Genomic DNA, 18,023 nt, shown 5'->3' with positions numbered 1-18,023 from the left:
TGTTCTGTCGACAGGGAGCCGTCGACAACTCTTTAGAGGTAGCGCGCCCGGGATCGGCGGCAACCCACCACCCTGGAGTGATGCATGCGCTGTTTTGTCCTCTTATGCCTGGATCGGCGCCAATGATTCGCTGGTTGCGCAGTTCTCTGCCCGCTCGCGCCGGGCTGGCGGTAATCCTGATCGCGTTGCTCGCCCTCGCCAGTTCGTTGAGTGCCGGGCTGATCGCCTGGTTCAGCCAGGGTGATGCCGCCGCCATCAACACCGCAGGCTCAGTGCGCATGGAGACCTACCGCCTGAGCTGGAAACTGGCCGCTGGTGCCCCCGCGGAAGAAATTTCCAGCATCACCGAGAGCCTGCAAAGTCGCCTCAACAGCCAGTCACTCAAAGCCGTGCTCGACGATGGCCCGAGCACTGCGCTGCAAATGAGTTATGGGCAAATCCAGCACGAGTGGAGCGAAACATTGCAGCCGGCGCTGGAGCGCGGCGATGCAACAGCCTTCCTGGCCCAGGCCCCGCTGTTCGTTGAACAACTGAACCAATTCGTCAGCCTGTTGCAGCGCCAGAGCGAGCAAAAGCAAGGCTGGCAACAAGTGATCCAGGGCATGGCCCTGTTCACCACCATCATTGTCCTGCTGATCGGCTTGTACGAGTTGCAGTACGGAGTCGTCACACCCCTCAAGGAATTGGTGGAGGCCACCCAGCGCTTTCGTCGCGGTGATTTTCAAGCACGGGTCAACCATCAGTCCCAGGACGAACTGGGCCAACTGGCTACAAGTTTCAATGCCATGGCCGAGACGATCGAAGTGTCGCATCGCACGCTGGAGAGCCAGGTCCAGCAAAAAACTCTCAACCTGCAACAAGCGAATGCCGCCCTTGAATTGCTGTATCAAAGCAGCCGGAGCCTGGCCACACGCCTGGCGAATGCCGAAGGGCTGGATGAGTTGATCCGGCGCTTCCAGCAACGCCTGCCCGGCTTGCGCCTGACCCTGTGTCTGCGAGGACAACAGCAGGCGCCCGCTCAACAGTTACTCGCACTGCACGGTGCAAGCAGCCGGGATGTTTGCGCCAGCAGCGATTGCGCCAACTGCCAAAAGCACCGCATAACCAACCCGAAAACCTTCAGTATCAGCAACCAGGGCAGCGAACTGGGCGAGCTCAAGGCGCATTTTGTCGACGGCCACCCTGCGCAAGCCTGGGAAACCCGGCTCATTCAGGCCCTGGCCAACCTGATCGGCACCTCGCTCTCGCTCAAGCGCCAACGGGAGCAGGATCATCGCCTGCTGCTGCTCGAAGAACGCACGATCATCGCCCGGGAGTTGCACGACTCACTGGCCCAGGCCCTGTCCTACATGAAGCTGCAAGTCAGCCGCCTGCAAACGCTGATGCGCCGTGGCGAACCGGTTGAGACCCTGGAAAACGTCACTGCCGAACTGCGCGAAGGGCTGAACAATGCCTACCGCCAGCTACGCGAGTTGCTGACCACCTTTCGCTTGCAGATTCACGATGCGGGACTGGTGCAGGAACTCAAGGACACCGCCGAGGAGTTCTCCCGTCGCGGGGAATTCCAGGTGCACCTGCACGTCGACGCGCTGGCCTTTCAACTGTCGGCCAGCGAGCAAATCCACATCTTGCAGATCACCCGCGAGGCACTCTCCAACTGCCTGCGCCACGCCCACGCGCAAAACGCCTGGCTGCAACTGCGTCAGGACGGTGAAACCGTCAGGCTCATCGTCGAAGACGACGGATGCGGGTTCAGCGGCAACGTCGATCAGCGCGAACACCACGGCCTGAAAATCATGGATGAGCGGGCCCGCAGCTTGCGCGGACAACTCGAAATAGTCTCCAGGGAGCCGCAAGGCACCCGCGTCCAACTGGAATTCCAACCGGATTTTCTCGGGCAGCAAACAGAAGGTAGCGTCACATGAACCCGTCCCTGCAACACACCATCCTGCTGGTCGACGATCACCCGATGATGCGTCACGGCATCCGCCAGATGCTCGAACTCGAAGATGATTTCCTGATCGTCGGTGAAGCCAATAACGGCGAAGAAGCACTCAGTCTGATCGAGCCGCTAAAACCGGATCTGGTGTTGCTCGACAACAACATGCCGCTGATGAATGGCATTGAAACCCTGCGCCAGTTACGAGCGATGCAATACACCGGCAAGGTGCTGCTGTTCACGGTCTCGGATGCCGAAGACGATATTCGCGACGCACTGCGTCTGGATGCCGACGGCTACCTGCTCAAGGACATGGAGCCCGAACTGTTGATTCAGTACATCCGCAATGCCTTGAACGGCGAATTGGTGATCAGCCCGGGGCTGACCCAAGTCATGGCCCAGGCACTGCGCTCACCGCAGCGCCAGACCGTAGTGGAACTGACCGAGCGTGAACGTCAGGTGTTGAAAACCATCGCCAGCGGCTTCAGCAACAAAGTCATCGGGCACAAGCTGGGCATCACCGAAGGGACGGTCAAGGTTCACGTGAAAAACCTGCTGCACAAACTCGGCTTGCGCTCGCGGGTAGAGGCGGCGGTGTGGGCCATGGAGCACTTGCGCAATGCGGGCTGAGGCGCATGCCTCTTTGGAGGTAGGCCGGCAGAGGCATAGGTCATTTGCCTCGTGCTCTCTACTATGACCGTCAGCGGAGGTACGCCATGCTGACCCACCCTTCCATCGTTTTAACGTTGCGTCGTCATCATCTGTTCAGCCAACTGCCGGAGAAAATCTTCGAGGAAGTCTGCGGCCTGGCCCTGCTCAAGCGCCTGGCCTGTCACAGCACACTCATGCACCAAGGGGATCCGGCCAAGCGCTTTTTCCTGCTGGTCAGTGGGCAGATCAAGTTGTACCGGCTCACCGGTGAAGGCCAGGAGAACCTGGTGGAAATCATTCAGCCCGGCCAGACGTTTGCCGAAGCGTTGCTGTTCAGTCAGGCCCGTCTCTACCCGGTGAGTGCCACGGCGCTGAAGGACAGCGTGCTGGTGAGTATCGAGGGCAGCCATTACCGCAACGCCCTGGAAGACCAGCCGAAAGTTTGCCTGGCAATCCTGGCGAGCATGAGCGTGCACCTGCACCTGCGTCTGCGCGACATCGACACCTTGACCATGGCCAGCGCGAGTCGTCGGGTGATCAATTTTCTGTTCCAGGAACGCAACCCGGTCAGCGGCCTGATTGTCTTGCAGGTGTCCAAACGCCTGGTGGCCTCGAAGCTGGGTATTCAGCCGGAAACCTTTTCGCGGATCTTGCACCGCCTGGTGGACGGCGGCCTGATCGCGATGGAACGACGCAATATCAGCATCCTCGCCGAAGAGGATCTCGCGGCCTTCCAGTAGACGGAATTGACCGCAGTCAATGCGCAATGCCACAGGCCTTGCACACTGAAGAAGTCCATCCATGGAGAACGCTCATGTCCCGTTCAACCTTGCCCCTGATCTACTCCTGCTCAGGCTGCTCCAACGTCGCCCAACTGGCCAATACACTGGCCGTGCGGCTTGATCGCAGCGGCCTGGCGGAAATGTCCTGCATCGTCGGGGTCGGCGGGCATGTGGCGGCGCTGGTCAACAAGGCGCGCTCGGGGCGGCGGATTTTTGCGCTGGATGGTTGTCCGTTGCAATGCGTTGAGAACTGCCTGAAGCAGCATGGTCTGCATGCGGATGTGCATCTGATACTTAGCCATTACGGGTTGCGTAAGCGCTATGGCGAGGACTCTACGCAGGCAGAGAGTGATGAGTTGTTTGAAGAGATCAGGCAACGAATTGCGAGTGATGCTCGGCAGCATCAAAACCGCCAGGAAACGATGGCCTGAAGAACAACAAAAACCCTCTGGGAGCGGGCTTGCCCGCGATAGCAGTGGAATAGCCGACATCAATGTTGAATGTACAACCGCCATCGCGGGCAAGCTGAACTGGTCCAGTAATTTTGGACATTTTTTTCGGTTCTCACGCGGCCATCTTTTCTGCCGTTACCGGCGAGTGGTATCCGTTGTAGCTGTGGCGCCTTACATTGTTGTAGCGCGCCACGTATCGATTGATATCAACTCGGGCCTCGAATTCCGAGCGGTAGCCTTCTTCAGGCACCCATTCAGATTTCAAACTGCCAAAAAAGCGCTCCATCGGAGCGTTATCCCAGCATTGGCCTTTACGACTCATGCTCTGCTTTAACTCATGCCTCATCAGTTCGTCCCTGAATTTATGGCTGGTGTACTGGCATCCCTGATCAGAATGAAATAGCACGCCTTTAGGTCGCCCTCTCAACTCAACAGCCATACGCAGTGATTCGCTTGCCAGGGTCGCGTCGGCAACCAATGAGTAAGACCATCCCACCACTCGTCGTGCAAATAGATCCAGTACTACCGAAAAATAGAGCCAACGTTTACCCAGCTGGATGTAGGTGATATCTGCACACCAGACTTTATTGATATCAGCTACGTAAAACTCACGATTCAGCACATTCTCAGCCACGAGCGATTCAGCGCCCGACGACTTGTACTTATGAGGTCTGCGCTGGCCGCTGGAAATACCGGCTTCCTTCATCAAACGACTGGCCATGTAGCGCCCCACTTTATGCTTTGCACCCTGCATATCCTTGGAGAGGGTTCGGGCGCCCGCCGAGCCTTTTGATGCTTTGTGGTACTTGATCAGCTCAGCCTTGAGCGCTTCGCGCTCCGGGTTGGTTTTCCCCTGGCGCCGACGCCAGGCGTAATAGCTGCTGCGGTTGACTTCAAACACGCGGCAGCAATCTGAAATGCCGTATTGTTCACCTAGCTCGCTGATCAGAGGGAATGATCTTTGGAGTCCAAAAGCAGGAGAACACTGGCCTTTTTTAGGATTTCGATATCCCTGTCTTTCTGTCTAAGCAGGGCTTTGAGTTCCTGGATTTGTTTTTGGTCGGTGGTAATGGCCTTTGTGCCAGCTAGTGTCGAGCCTGCACGTTCTTTTCTGACCTGTTCGACCCAACGGCGCAAGGCAGTAGGGCCGATATCGAAGTTGGCACAGACCTCAAGAATGGGCTGGTCTTCATCAAGCACCATGCTTGCGGCATTGAGCTTGAACTCGCTGGAGTAGGACTTTCGCATCATCATGCACACCTCAGATTTGGGCGCCATCATAGCGCCCTATTGATGTGTCCAATTTCATTAGGCCAGTTCAAGCCCGCTCCCACAGGGTTATGCGTTGGGCACAAATATTGCGGACACACTCATCAAAATGTGGGAGCGAGGCGGCTCGCTCCCACATCTATGGTCATCCCGCCGCCAACCCCTTCCCCGCCCGCTCCAGATTGCGCCAAAGCCACACAGGCAACACATCAGGATCTAGACTGTCGATCAAGTTCTTCAGCGCCAACCCCAACTCCGTATCACCCTCGATCACCAAACGCCGGCGAAAAAACAGCGTGTCCGGATCTTCCTGACGGCTGGCCAGCAATAAAAATTCGCGCCAGTTACCGCTGATGGTCACGTGCGCGTTGGCGTGTTTGGCAATTCGCAACCCTTGACGGGTCAGCGTCAGGAACCAGGACAAACCCAGGTCCGGAATCCGCAGGCACAACCAACGCCCGCGCAACACCTCGAACTCACCATCGCGCAACGGCTCGGCGAGGCAGCGATTTAGAGCCTGCTGCAATGCCAGGCGCTGCACCGCAAACGGCACTCGACGCACCAGCGGCAATAACCTGTCGGCGCCTTTCAACAACCACTTTTTACGATTCAACACAGGCCGACCTCCTCGACGCGCAACATGCCGGCCTGGCCATGCCAGTAACCGTTGCAACCGTCAACAAACAGCGGCGGTGTCTCGCCCAGACGAACCCGTTGATAGGCGCCAATGATTTCGGCCATGCCTTGAGCGCGAGGGCTCAGACGCAACAGATCGGCGCCACAGGCCACCAGCCCGGCGTAATCCGCCAGCAGATTGGTCACCTCGGCCGACATCGTTTGAATACCGTTGATGGTGAACAACGCCTGCCCTTCCTGACTGGTCAACGGCAGGCCGTCGGGGTAGTTGAGGCAGCAAAACCGGCAGTCGTCCTTGGGCAAGTTTTCCGCCCGAGCGGTGAAACAGCGTGCGGAGTAGGCCAAAGGCAAATGCCCATAGGCAAAGATCTCGACTTCCGGCACCTCACGGCCCAGCTCGCGCACTTGATCAAGCACATCGCCAATCAGCGCCGCCGAACATTCCACCGGCGGCACCCAACGGGTCATCCCGCAGTCCAGCAGTTGCGCCAGCGTATGACCGTTGTACAAATTCAGCGCCGGACCGCCCACAAACGGTAACTTGCGCTCAGCCAGCAACTGCACCGCGCCCATGTCGTTGGCTTCCACCAGCAATTGGCCGTTGTCGCAAAGACGACGCAGGCTGGAAAGTTCGGAGGCCGCTTCGATCAGCGTCAGGCTGGAGATCACCAACTGTGCCTGGCTGCATTCCTGCAACTCGCGCCCCAGACCCAACCATTGATCCAGTGAAAAGGCCCGGCGTTTCGAACACACGGTTTCCCCCAGGTAAATCACATCCAGGGGCAAGGCCGACATCTCGGCGTAAAAGTTGCTGAGTTGCTCTTTGTCCCAATAAAACAGGACCGGTCCCAGGCTGAGCTTCATATCGCCTCCCTCATTGCCATGATCGATGGTAAGCACCCAGGGTGGTCTGGCTACCTTCGGACAAACCGGCCAGCACCCGACGCCATTCCTCCTTGACCCGAAAACTGCCCGGCGAGCCACGATGGGCATCCAATGCCGCGCGCCAGACGCGGGTGACTTGTTCGACATAGGCCGGACTGCGTTGCCGGCCTTCGATTTTTACTGCCTCGACGCCAATGGCCGTCAACTCCGGCAGCAAGTCCAGGGTGTCGAGGCTGGTGGGCTCTTCCAGTGCATGAAAGCGTTTGCCGCCGACCAGGAAGCGGCCCTTGCACAGGGTCGGATAACCAGCGGGTTCATCAGGGGTGTAACGGTCGATCAGCACTTCACTGAGCCGTGCGCTCAAGCCGTCGGCGTCGTCGCTCCAACGCACTGCTTTGGCTGGCGAACAGACTCCGCAGAGGTTGGGCGACTCGCCGGTGATGTAGGACGACAGATGGCAGCGCCCTTCGGCCATGATGCACAAGCTGCCGAAGCCAAACACTTCGATGGGCACCGGACTGCTCGCGGCGACCTGGCGCACCTGCGCCAACGACAACACCCGCGGCAGCACCGCGCGACGAATCCCGTAGCGCTGCGCATAAAACTCCAGCGCCGCGGCATGGGTCGCCGAGCCCTGGACCGACAGGTGCAACGCCAATTGCGGATGGCGCTGGCTGGCGTAGTTGAGCACGCCGGGGTCGGCGGCGATCAGCGCATCCACGCCAAAATCGGCGGCGCGATCGACTGCCCGCTGCCAACGTTCCCAGCCATTGGGTTGAGGGTATGTGTTGACCGCGACGTAGAGTTTGCGTTGATGCTGGCGGATGTGCGCGACCGCCGCGTCGAACTGTTTGTCGTCCATGTTCAGCCCCGCGAAATGCCGGGCATTTGTATCATCGCGAAAACCGACATAGACGGCATCGGCGCCTTCGCGCACCGCCGCTTTCAGCGCAGGCAGGTTCCCTGCCGGGCAGACCAGTTGCATGGGTAATCCTCATGGAAAAACGCGTCTCGAGCCTCAACCGATGCCTGTGCGCAGCGATCGAAAAAGGCGCTGCCAGTCTAGCGAGACCGGCAGGCAGAGCCTTGACGGCAATCAATTGCGATCAATGCATCAGGTCGGCGAAGGACAGGAACATCACGTTGTCGTGCTTGAGCACTTGCTGCTCGCACTCGATCACCGCCAGCCCATCGGCCCAACACGCGGCAGTCAACATCGCCGAGCTTTGCTGAGGGTGCAGCTCCACGCTCAACTGGCCGTTAGCGTCAGGAGTGAGTCTTGCCCGCAGGTACTGCCGACGCTTGTTGCGCTGCAACCAGTCGAACCCGGCGGGCACGGTCAATGGCACCGGCAACACGTCTTTCACGCCTTGAGCCCTGAGCAGGAACGGACGCACCACCACCAACGCGGTAATCAGCGCCGCCGAAGGATTGCCCGGCATGCCGATCCAGGGTTTGCCTATCACTTCGCCGAAGGCCAGCGGTTTTCCCGGTTGAATTGCCAGCCGCCAGAAATCCACGCTGCCCAATTCTTCAATCGCCTGTTTGAGGTGGTCTTCCTCACCGACCGACACGCCGCCGGAACTCAGCAGCAAGTCGCACTCCGACGACGCCAGGCTCAAGGCATGACGGCTGGCGACCAACTCATCGGCCATAACGCCATAGTCGTTCACTTCGACGCCCCAGCCGCGCAACAGCGCCGCGAGGCAGTAGCGATTGCTGTTGTAAATCTGCCCCGGCGCCAATGGGTCGCCCGGCTCACGCAGTTCATTGCCGCTGCTGAGCAAGCACACCTGCAGCGGTCGATAGACCTCGACCCGCGCGATGCCAGCACCGGCTAATAGCCCGAGTTCCTGTGCGCGCAGGCGCTTGCCGGCGTTGAGCAATAAATCGCCCACGCGTACTTCCTCACCCTGCTTGCGCACATGATCGCCAGCGTTGACGGGCGGAAACCAGACACGCTCGCCATCGATCCGGCAGCGTTCTTGCGGTACCACCGTGTCGGCACCCGGCGGCAATGGCGCGCCCGTAAAGATCTGTACGGCCTGCTGCGCGAGCAAGGGGGAACACGCCGGATCACCCGCCGCAATTCGTCCGCCAATCGACAACCAGCCTCCGTCCGGTGGCAGGTCAGCGGCCCTGAAGGCGTAACCGTCCATGGCACTGTTGTCCCAGGCCGGCAGGTTAACAGGGGAATGAATGTCCGCCGCCAGAACCCGCCCCAAGGCTTGATCCAGTCCGATCTTTTGCGCCAGGGGCGGCGGCGGTGCCTGCTCCAGCAAACGGCTGATAGCCTCGTCCACCGGCATCAGGTGGCCGAGGTCGCACACCCGGCCGGTCATGAGCGGGACTCGCAGGCGTCGATGACCCGTTGCCCTTGCGGTTTCAAATGCGGGGCGAAATTGCACGGGCCGGTGCGGCTGTCCAATTGTTCGAGCAGGATCTGGTTCCAGGCGGTTCGACACGCGCCCGGCGAACCCGGAACGCAGCACACCAGCACGCCGTTGCTCATGCCGGCCAATGCCCGTGACTGCAGACTGGACATGCCGATTTCCGCCAGGGACACCTGACGGAACAGTTCGCCGAAGCCTTCCACGTGTTTGTCCAGCAACGGCAGGACCGCTTGCGGAGTGTTGTCGCGCGCGGTGAAACCTGTGCCGCCGGTCATCAGTATCACTTGAACCTGAGGGTCGGCGATCCAGTGAGAGACCTTGGCGCGGATCTGATAAATATCGTCCTTGACCAGGTCACGGTCGATCAATACATGCCCGGCCGTTTGCAGCAAATCCGTCAGGGTCTGCCCCGAGGTGTCGGTGTCAAAGGTGCGCGTATCGCTGATGGTCAGCACGGCAATGTTCAGGGGTTCAAACGTGCGTTGCGCCAGATGGGCCATATCCAAGCCTTCCCGTAATTGAGGGGTATGGCCCAAAGCCTGAACCGGAATGGCGAGCGAGCCTATTCCTCCAAGGAGGTACCTCCACAGGGACATAAGGAGAATGTGTAGGCCACACAAAACCTGTGGGAGCGAGCTTGCTCGCGATAGCGGTTTGTCAGGCAACATTGATGTCGACTGATCCACCGCTATCGCGAGCAAGCTCGCTCCCACATTGTTCTCTATCGCTGCGCGTTCTGCGGTCTCAAGGCGCCAGGCGGTTGCGCTGCCATGCACCATCGCGCAACCGGTAATCGAGGCGATCATGCAAACGGTCGGCACGGCCCTGCCAGAACTCCAGACGCTCAGGGCGCAGGCAGTAGCCGCCCCAATGCTCGGGCCGCGGCACGGTCTTGCCGGCAAAACGTTGGGTGGTTTGTATCAACAGCGATTCAAGCTCGGCCCGATTGGCCAACGGCCGGCTTTGCGGTGAAGCCCAGGCGCCCACTCGACTGTCCTGTGAGCGGGAATCGTAGTACGCATCCGACAGCGTCGGATCGAGCCTGGAGACCTGGCCTTCGATACGCACCTGACGCTCCAGCCCCGGCCAGAAAAAGGTCATGGCAGCATGCGGGTTAGCGGCCAGTTGCTGGCCCTTGTCACTCTGGTAATTGCCGAAAAAGGTGAAGCTTTCATCGCTAAACCCCTTGAGCAATAGGACGCGACAGTGCGGGCGACCTTCACTGTCGACCGTCGCCAACACCATGCTGTTGGCTTCGACAGGCGCGCGCTCGGTGTCGCGGGCCAGTTGTATCCATTGCCGGAACATCGCCATCGGGTCGTCCAGCGCCGAATCGTCTTGCAGGCCAAAAAGAGTGTAGTTGCGGCGCATCTGTGCCAGGGAAAGGGGCATGACGGTGATCTCCAAAAAGGTTCTGCCCAGTGTGCAAGACACTGCGCAACAGCACCTTGATCACCATCAACACTGAGCACACCCAGCCTTATTTAAGGCGCAGACGCCGAGCCAGTTTGTGCAGGTTGCTGGGATCGACTTCCAGAATCCGCGCGGCGCTGGCCCAGTTCTCCCCGGACAGGCTCAAGGCCTGGAGAATTTTCTTGCGCTGGTAATCGTCGACCGCTTCACCCAGGGGCTGGAACGGCTCATCAGCCGTATCGTCCAGGGGACTTTCAACGACCGCGCCCTGCCCGCCCATGGCACTGTCGAGGTCCAAAATCTCGGGTTCCAGCGTCATGATCAGCGTGCGACTGGTGCCGCGACTGAGCTGCTTTAATGCCGCTCGACTGATCACATGTTCCAGCTCGCGCACGTTGCCCGGCCAGCTGTACGTCAGCAGCGCTCGCTCGGCCGCCGGCGACAGACGCAAACCGCGCAAGCCAAGCCGCGCCCGATTGAGTTCAAGGAAATGCCCGGCAAGCATCAACACATCGTTACCCCGCTCGCGCAGCGGCGGAATTGGCACCGGGTACACCGAGAGCCGGTGATACAGATCGGCCCGAAACAAACCGTCGCGGACGCTGTCCGGCAGATGCCGGTTGGTCGCGGCGATGATGCGCACATCGACATGCAACGGCTTGTCGGCGCCTAGGCGCTGGATCTCGCCGTTCTGCAGGGTGCGCAGCAACTTCGCTTGCACAGCCAATGGCAATTCACCGACTTCGTCGAGAAACAGGGTGCCACCGTTGGCCGCATCGAAACGTCCGGCACGGTCACTGGTGGCGCCGGAAAACGCGCCTTTGACATGGCCGAACAATTCACTCTCTGCCAGAGACTCCGGCAACGCGGCGCAGTTGACCTGCACCAGAGGCTTATGACTGCGGCGCGACAGACGATGCAAGCGCCTTGCGAACAGCTCTTTGCCGACGCCGGTCTCGCCCAGCAGCAACACCGGCAGCTCGGAATCGGCCAATACGTCCAGTTCATTGAGCAACTGATGCAGCACCTCGCTCTGCCCGAGGATTTCGCCTTCATCAGCCGGCCGGCGCACGTCTTGAATATCGCTGCGGGACAAGCGCAGGCTGCGGTTTTCCTGCTCAAGCCGGGTGACTCGCACGGCGGCTTCGATCTGCAAGGTGCAACGCTTGAGTTCTTCCCGCGCCCGGCTGTCGAAGGTCCCGGCGTGGAGCGCATCGAGGGTGATCGCGCCCCAGATCCGCCCCTCCACATACAGGCTCACGCCCATGCAGTCGTGCACCGGCAGCGTTTCGCCGACGTGGTCATCGAGCAAGCCGTCATAGGGATCCGGCAGGCGACTGTCGGGCTCGAACCAGGTGGGTTCGCGCGACGCCATGATCGCCGCCAGCCGCGGGTGCTGGGCGATGACGAACCGGCGCCCCAACGCTTCATGCACCAGCCCCACCGTCGCGACCGGCCTGAGGCTGTCGTCATCCAGACGCAGCAATCCCACGGCGCCACTGTTGAAGTACTCGCGCAGGGTCTGGACCAATCGTTGCAACCGCACGGCATTGGGCAACTCGACAATCAGGTCGGCCGCCAGGCTTTCACGCAGCATGGTAGTTATTACCCTCAATGGTTGGATTCACCCTAATGCGTTCGGGTGGCTATCACCATAACTAAAAAATAAGCGCTATTTTTCAATACGTTAAATATGGCATGCCGGGTGCAATGAGCTTGGGGAACCGTTGAAATCCAAACAAGGACCCCCTGATGAGCCTGACCCTACTGGAACAAAGCCTCGGCCAACTGGCGTGCGACATTCCCGGCGCCACGCGGATTTTTCACACCTTCAAACTGGACTTCTGCTGTGGCGGGCATAAAAGCCTGCGTGAAGCGGCTGTTGGCAAAGACCTCGATCCGGTCCTGATCGCCGATGCGCTGCACCGGCTGCAAGACACCGGCGAAACCCAACACGACTGGCGCAACGAACCGTCGGAACTGTTGATCGCCCATCTTGTGGCCCGCTACCACGCCCGCCATCGCGAGCAACTGCCGGAACTGATCCGCCTGGCCCGTCGCGTCGAGCAGGTCCACGGTGCGCGCAGCAGCTGCCCCAACGGCCTGGCCGATCTGCTGACCGACATGCAACAAGAACTCGAAGGCCACATGCTCAAGGAAGAGCAAGTGCTCTTCCCGATGTTGCAACAGGGCATCGGCCCTCAAGCTGCCCCGCCGATCCAGGTGCTGCGCTTTGAACATGATCAACATGGCGAAGCATTGGAGAGGTTGCTCGCGCTGACCAACAACATCACCCCGTCGGCCGATGCCTGTAACACCTGGCGTGCCCTGTATCGTGGGCTGCTGGAGTTTCGTGATGACCTGATGCAACACATCCATCTGGAAAACAACGTGTTGTTTGTCAACGCCCTTAAACCTCGCCATTGATCGATTGTCGATCACACCTAACCCGCGCCAGCCCATCGGTTGACGCGGGTTTTGTCTGTCAGGGACGGCGGGCGATCAACCGTGCCAATAGAACATTGCCTTGGCCAGGATCACGATCAACACCATGTGCCCGAGGATGCTGCGGCGAATCCAGCTGGCGCGGGTCGTGGTCAGTCGTGCGCTTTTCAGCCAATACGCCAGCAGGAAGTAATGGCCGATGATGCTCAGGGCCAGCAAGATCTTCAGGCTCAGCAACGTGCCAAAGCTGCTTGCAAACGGTTGACTCAATACGCCACGGTGTTGCCACGCCAGGCTGATGCCGGCGCCATACAACAGCAACACCACGCCATGCAGCACCTTGCGCGAACGCACCGCAATTGCTTGATCTGCGGTCGATTGCACGGTGTCCGTCAACTGCTGGCGGGCGCGGTGCCAGATCACCACTTCGAAAAACAGCGTGCCGATGAAGGCAATCGCTGCCAGCAGGTGGGTGACCAGTAAAAAGGGATATAACACCGGCAGCCTCCATCAGTTGACTTGCTTAGCCTGGATGACCATCGACCCGGGCCTGCAGCAGCATCGGCCCATAGCGCCAGGCGTACAGCGCAAACGCCAGCGCCCAACACAGAGCGGCCAGCCACAACGCAGGCAGGGGAAAGAATACGATCAACACCACCCGGCTCAGACAGGCCAGGTTGAGCAGAATGAACGCCAAGGTCATGCCCGACGGCGGCTCCAGCGCACGGCCGGTATGCCCCAGGCTGACCCGTGCGATCATCGCCAGCACCAGGCCGCCCATCGCGCCGATGGTCAGGCAATGCACCGCCAGACTCGGATTGATCGGCACACCGAAATGCCACAGCGCCATGCCGAGACAGGCCACCGCCAACCAGGCATACGCCAGGTACAACGACCACAGCAACGGCACGCGCCAGAGGGCGCGATCATGCCACCGAACCAGACGCACCAGATGCCCGACGGCCAACACGGCGAACAGCAGGCCCACCCAGAGATTGGGGTCAAGCGCAGGTCCGGCGGCGTACAACAACGCCACCAGCGGTGAGCCAATCAGCAGCAGCCAATCCAGCCACGGCCAGGGGGTAACGCCCTCGACCTTGCCGAGGCCGCGCTGGATGAAGAACGGAATGACACGCCCGCCGATCAAGCCCATCATCGCCGCCACCAGCCAAAGGCCGGTCAGCACGCCTTGACGCTGCCAGCCTTCATGACCTTCGACCAGGCCGTACAGGGACAACCCGTCGGCCGCCGCTAACAACAGTAGCACCACCGCAATCGGGTAGTTACGTGTCTGCCGCACCTTCCACAGGGTGAAACCCATGAGTGCCGCCACCGCCAGCGGGAACGCCAATTCCAGCGCCGCAAGCACCGGCCACGGTGCATTGACCAGCCAGGCCACACGCGCCAACAACCACAGGAACGCCAGCGCGGCGAGTGGTCGCCCGCTGATGCCGGGGCGACCGGTCCAGGTCTGCACCGCCGTCAGCAGAAAGCCCGCGATGATCGCCAAGCCGAACCCGAACAGCAATTCGTGTCGATGCCAGCCCAACCAGCCACCCGCCGGTTGCCAGCCGGAAAGCCCACCACTGAAGGCGGCCAGCCAGAGCGGAATGACAAGCACCGCCAGCAGGCAGCCAGCGAGGAAAAATGGCCGAAAGGCCAAACGTAACAGCGGCGCGATGGCCATCGCTTTACGGCGGTCAAGCACTTGCATAATGCCACTCCTTTACCTTGCTGCTGACCTGACGCAAACCCGCACGCGTCAAGGTAAGTCCGGGGGCAATCATCGGGTATTGACGACCAATTGCCTTTGTCGCAGATCAAGTGTGCAAGGGGCGTGCCCCGATGCCGATCCGCGCCGGCAGCAAGCCTCGCGTGCCGCCGATGAAATCCATTCAGGGTACAAATGACCCTTTAATGGTTATTTAAACCCTAAGCCTCGTGGTCGTTTTTACCCTCTTATCTGACAACCCCAATAAACAAGGGCCTCCAGGCATGGCCCGCGTCTTGCTCAAGCTTTCAGCAATCAAAGAAACCTTGATCCTTCTCGATCCCCAGGAGTCGTCATGAAAAAAGTCATCCAACCACTGGCCTGGTTTGTGGTGTTGACCTCGGTTCTGGCGTTGGCCAGCGGCGTCTCGCTGGGCCTCGTTTGACTTGATCGCCATCCCCTCCTCAACCTTCAGGATGAATTCTTATGGTGCTTCATCGCGTCCATCACCAGATTCTGCGCAGTCATCACTTGTTCGAGCCGTTGAACGAAGAACAGCTGGATGAATTGATGAGTACCAGCCATTTGTTGAGCATCGACAAAGGCGAACCGCTGTTCCGTCAGGGTGAGCCGGCCGATTCGTTCTATTTCGTGATCGCCGGCGCGGTGAAGATCTACCGACTGACACCCGATGGTCAGGAGAAAGTGTTTGAGGTCATCAGTGATCGACAAACCTTCGCCGAAGCGATGATGCTAATGGATACCCCGAACTACGTGGCCTCGGCTCAAGCCGTTTGCCCAACTCAGCTCTACCAGTTGTCCAACAGCACTTACATGCGCCTGTTGCAGAGCAATAGCGGGTTGACCTTTGCGCTGCTGGGCAAGCTCTGCGTTCGCTTGCATCAACGGGTCAATGAAATCGAAACCCTGTCCTTGAAGAACGCCACCCACCGGGTCGTGCGCTATCTTTTGACGCAACTGATGCGCCAGCAAACCATTGACAGCCAGTTTGAGCTGCCGATGGCCAAGCAACTGATTGCCGGGCATCTGTCGATTCAGCCGGAAACTTTTTCGCGGATTATCCGCCGTTTGATCGATGAAAATATCATCACTCAGGACGGCCGCCAGATCGCCATTCTTGATCGTCTGCGCCTGGAACAATTCGAGTGAATACCCTGCCGGTCTGCCTGTATTGCCACCACGCCAACCCTGCGCAAGAAATCGAGTGCCGCCAATGTGGCATGCCCCTGCCGGTATTGGCCGCACGCGCCGGGGAACGGCGTCAACGCCGGTTCATGTGGTTCTGCATCGGCCTGACGATTTTCTGCGTGACGATGTTTTTCTGGTTGCCACGCAGCATCTCCTGAAACCCACATATACCCCCTGTAGCAGCTGGCGCAGCCTGCGTTCGGCTGCGAAGCAGTCGTAAATCCTGAGTCCCCTTTTTATCTGACACACCGCGGCGACTGGGTTTACGACTGCTTCGCAGTCGGACGCAGCCTCGCAGGCTCGGCAGCTGCTACAGGGACCGTGTTCATCACGGCTGGGTCAGCTGCCGATACAACTGCGGCAAGCGCAGGGGTAATTGCTCGGGCTGGCGGATCAAGGTGTAGCCATTGGCGCCGAACATGTACGGCAGGTAATCCCCGGCCTCGCGATCAATCGTGATACAGAACGGCGTCAACCCCTGACGCCGCGCCTCCAGCACCGCCTCGCGGGTGTCTTCAACACCGTAGCGCCCCTCATACAAATCCAGATCATTCGGTTTGCCATCCGTCAGCAGCAGCAACAGTTTGCTGCGTCGTTTGCTCTTGCCCAGCAGCTGGGTGGCGTGGCGGATGGCGGCACCCATGCGCGTGTAATAACCCGGTTTGAGCCCTTGAATGCGACCGCGGGTGTTGTCGTCATAGCGCTGGGTGAAGGACTTGAGTTCCTGCATGCGCACTTGATGACGACGCAGCGAGGAAAACCCGTACAGGGCGAAATCATCACCGAGTACCGACAGGGTCTCGCCGAACAGCAGCAGGCTATCGCGGATCACATCAATCACCCGATGCTCATCGTTCAAATGCGCGTCGGTGGACATCGACACATCGGCCAGCAACAGGCACGCCAGGTCGCGGCGCGTCTGCCGTTGTTCCATGAACAAACCGCGTTCCGCACATTGGCCATGCTCGCGTTCAACGTGAAAATCCAGCCAGGCCTGCATGTCAAGTTCAGACCCTTGGGGTTGGTGGCGTAACCATTGGCGGTCATTGCGCAGGTGCTCGAACTGGCGGCGCAGGCGGTGCGCCGAGGCCTTCAATCGTGGCGGCAGTGGCTGCGCCTCACAGTCGCGGGGCACCATCATTTGCAGATTGACGAAGGCGTCCTGCATCTGCTGTTTGCGGTAATCCCACTCCGGCAACTTGATGCCTTCGCCTAGGGGAATATCGTCGACATCGGCGGGCGGCAAATCCAGGTGCAGCTTGAGGCCGCCGCCCTTGCGCAGACGGGTGCGCGACAGGCTCAACTCGTCGAGGTCCTCGGCGACTCTGGCGGCGTCAGGGTTTTCGCTGTCGTCTGACCAGCGATCCAGGTCCACGTGTTCGGTCCAGCTGAACAGGTTCTCCAGGCGCACGATCAACAACCCGCCGTCGCGGCTGCCTTCATCGATACGCTTGGCGCGTTTGCTTCCGCCTTTCTGCTCTCCGGGCGGGGTCGTCAGCGACTCTTCCGACTCGTCACCGAGATCGGCCGCCTGCGGGCTGGCAAGGTTTTGCGGTGGGTACAACCACAGCGGCAGCGGCCAGGCGGCCCGTTCGCTGCGGGGAAAATGTTCGACACTGCCCGGCTCGCGTAGCGCCTGGCATAGCGCCCGCTCCAGCGCTGCTTCGCCGGGGTTCAGCGTCGCCGGATCCGGGCGAAGTTGCAGATGAGCATCAACCAAACGTTTGTACCGGGTACGCAACGCGGGATAGCGCCGCAACAGCTGTTGCGTCCAGCGCTGATTGTCCCGACCCCAGTGCCGCATCTGGCCGGCCTGGGCTGCCAGCAACGCGAGCCAACGATAGAGTTCCTCGTTCAGCGCGATTTCAGGAAACACCGCGAGGCTCGACGGCAGACGAAGGTTCGCCTCGTCGCACCACGCCAGGGGCACTTGCTTGCAGGTGCCGGCGATCTGCTGCAACACGTTGCGTCGCAACAGCAGATCGCGGTCGCTGGCGGCTTCCACGCCGACGCCATTGGCGCCTCCCATGGCGCGAAACAACAACGCCAGCGGTCGCTGCTGGTGGATCAGTTCGACCCGGGCCTCGGGAAAGTCCGGGCTGGCGCGCCGGGTGATGAAGCGATGCCAGACGCTGCCGACCCACTCTTCCAGTTCGACGGTAAAGGCCATGGTTTTTTTCCTCTGAAAACCAATGTGAAACGGCCCGCTGTACCAGCCGGGCCGTCCTCCTTCAGGTT

General features: G+C 60.1%; 19 protein-coding genes. 7 read left to right on the top strand and 12 right to left on the bottom strand.

The annotated features are described in order from the left end of the window. The first annotated feature begins 122 nt into the window (after positions 1-122). The 4 genes from J2Y56_RS01690 (at position 123) to J2Y56_RS01675 (ending at position 3,803) form a co-directional block, all read left to right on the top strand. Positions 123-1,925, top strand: a complete 1,803-nt coding sequence (locus J2Y56_RS01690) for a HAMP domain-containing protein (protein ID WP_310348217.1) — start codon at positions 123-125, stop codon at positions 1,923-1,925. Further along, positions 1,922-2,569, top strand: a complete 648-nt coding sequence (narL, locus tag J2Y56_RS01685) for a two-component system response regulator NarL (RefSeq protein WP_310348215.1) — start codon at positions 1,922-1,924, stop codon at positions 2,567-2,569. Before J2Y56_RS01690 ends, narL begins: the two co-directional genes overlap by 4 nt. A gap of 86 nt (positions 2,570-2,655) precedes the next feature. Then, positions 2,656-3,330: a Crp/Fnr family transcriptional regulator gene (locus J2Y56_RS01680; RefSeq protein WP_310348213.1), complete on the top strand. Its 675-nt coding sequence runs from the start codon at positions 2,656-2,658 to the stop codon at positions 3,328-3,330. 74 nt (positions 3,331-3,404) lie between these two features. Continuing rightward, a complete protein-coding gene (locus J2Y56_RS01675; RefSeq protein WP_310348211.1) occupies positions 3,405-3,803 on the top strand; it encodes a putative zinc-binding protein in 399 nt (132 codons plus the stop codon). Between the two features lie 133 nt (positions 3,804-3,936). Here the strand turns inward: J2Y56_RS01675 and J2Y56_RS01670 are convergent, their stop codons facing one another. From J2Y56_RS01670 to norR, 9 genes are all read right to left on the bottom strand, one after another. After that, complete coding sequence (locus J2Y56_RS01670; RefSeq protein ID WP_310348371.1) at positions 3,937-4,743, bottom strand: IS3 family transposase; 807 nt, start codon at positions 4,741-4,743, stop codon at positions 3,937-3,939. A gap of 26 nt (positions 4,744-4,769) precedes the next feature. Next, positions 4,770-5,078, bottom strand: coding sequence for a transposase (locus J2Y56_RS01665; protein ID WP_310348209.1), 309 nt, complete (start codon positions 5,076-5,078; stop codon positions 4,770-4,772). 160 nt (positions 5,079-5,238) lie between these two features. Next, positions 5,239-5,709 carry an SCP2 sterol-binding domain-containing protein gene (locus J2Y56_RS01660; RefSeq protein WP_310348207.1) on the bottom strand — a complete coding sequence of 157 codons (471 nt, stop codon included), beginning with the start codon at positions 5,707-5,709 and terminating at the stop codon, positions 5,239-5,241. Beyond that, positions 5,703-6,593: a U32 family peptidase gene (locus tag J2Y56_RS01655; RefSeq protein WP_310348205.1), complete on the bottom strand. Its 891-nt coding sequence runs from the start codon at positions 6,591-6,593 to the stop codon at positions 5,703-5,705. Before J2Y56_RS01655 ends, J2Y56_RS01660 begins: the two co-directional genes overlap by 7 nt. A gap of 10 nt (positions 6,594-6,603) precedes the next feature. Continuing rightward, complete coding sequence (locus J2Y56_RS01650) at positions 6,604-7,599, bottom strand: peptidase U32 family protein (RefSeq protein WP_310348204.1); 996 nt, start codon at positions 7,597-7,599, stop codon at positions 6,604-6,606. 121 nt (positions 7,600-7,720) lie between these two features. Then, positions 7,721-8,956, bottom strand: a complete 1,236-nt coding sequence (gene glp / locus J2Y56_RS01645) for a gephyrin-like molybdotransferase Glp (RefSeq protein WP_310348203.1) — start codon at positions 8,954-8,956, stop codon at positions 7,721-7,723. Continuing rightward, complete coding sequence (gene moaB, locus J2Y56_RS01640; RefSeq protein ID WP_310348201.1) at positions 8,953-9,507, bottom strand: molybdenum cofactor biosynthesis protein B; 555 nt, start codon at positions 9,505-9,507, stop codon at positions 8,953-8,955. The genes glp and moaB overlap by 4 nt, the downstream gene beginning before the upstream one ends. A gap of 244 nt (positions 9,508-9,751) precedes the next feature. Beyond that, positions 9,752-10,399 carry a pyridoxamine 5'-phosphate oxidase gene (pdxH, locus tag J2Y56_RS01635; RefSeq protein WP_310348199.1) on the bottom strand — a complete coding sequence of 216 codons (648 nt, stop codon included), beginning with the start codon at positions 10,397-10,399 and terminating at the stop codon, positions 9,752-9,754. Positions 10,400-10,487: 88 nt separating this feature from the next. After that, entirely contained in the window at positions 10,488-12,017 is a 1,530-nt protein-coding gene (gene norR / locus J2Y56_RS01630; protein ID WP_310348198.1) for a nitric oxide reductase transcriptional regulator NorR, read from the bottom strand. Between the two features lie 155 nt (positions 12,018-12,172). Between norR and ytfE the strand changes: the two genes are divergently transcribed. Beyond that, entirely contained in the window at positions 12,173-12,847 is a 675-nt protein-coding gene (gene ytfE / locus J2Y56_RS01625) for an iron-sulfur cluster repair protein YtfE (RefSeq protein WP_310348196.1), read from the top strand. A 75-nt stretch (positions 12,848-12,922) separates the two neighbouring features. Here the strand turns inward: ytfE and J2Y56_RS01620 are convergent, their stop codons facing one another. Together J2Y56_RS01620 and J2Y56_RS01615 are read right to left on the bottom strand one after the other, a co-directional pair. Then, positions 12,923-13,363 carry a hypothetical protein gene (locus J2Y56_RS01620; RefSeq protein ID WP_310348194.1) on the bottom strand — a complete coding sequence of 147 codons (441 nt, stop codon included), beginning with the start codon at positions 13,361-13,363 and terminating at the stop codon, positions 12,923-12,925. A gap of 25 nt (positions 13,364-13,388) precedes the next feature. Then, positions 13,389-14,579 carry an NnrS family protein gene (locus J2Y56_RS01615; RefSeq protein ID WP_310348193.1) on the bottom strand — a complete coding sequence of 397 codons (1,191 nt, stop codon included), beginning with the start codon at positions 14,577-14,579 and terminating at the stop codon, positions 13,389-13,391. 483 nt (positions 14,580-15,062) lie between these two features. Between J2Y56_RS01615 and J2Y56_RS01610 the strand changes: the two genes are divergently transcribed. Both J2Y56_RS01610 and J2Y56_RS01605 read left to right on the top strand, forming a co-directional pair. Next, positions 15,063-15,746, top strand: a complete 684-nt coding sequence (locus J2Y56_RS01610; protein WP_310348192.1) for a Crp/Fnr family transcriptional regulator — start codon at positions 15,063-15,065, stop codon at positions 15,744-15,746. Continuing rightward, positions 15,743-15,943 (top strand): protein DnrP, encoded by a 201-nt coding sequence (locus tag J2Y56_RS01605; RefSeq protein ID WP_310348190.1) that lies wholly within the window; start codon positions 15,743-15,745, stop codon positions 15,941-15,943. The genes J2Y56_RS01610 and J2Y56_RS01605 overlap by 4 nt, the downstream gene beginning before the upstream one ends. A gap of 170 nt (positions 15,944-16,113) precedes the next feature. Here the strand turns inward: J2Y56_RS01605 and J2Y56_RS01600 are convergent, their stop codons facing one another. Further along, positions 16,114-17,955, bottom strand: coding sequence for a VWA domain-containing protein (locus tag J2Y56_RS01600; protein ID WP_310348188.1), 1,842 nt, complete (start codon positions 17,953-17,955; stop codon positions 16,114-16,116). Positions 17,956-18,023 lie beyond the last annotated feature (68 nt).

The organism is Pseudomonas sp. BE134 (assembly GCF_031456105.1).
Lineage (GTDB): Bacteria > Pseudomonadota > Gammaproteobacteria > Pseudomonadales > Pseudomonadaceae > Aquipseudomonas.
Note: the sequence above shows the minus strand (reverse complement) of the source record. Positions and strands in the feature narration are given on the sequence as shown.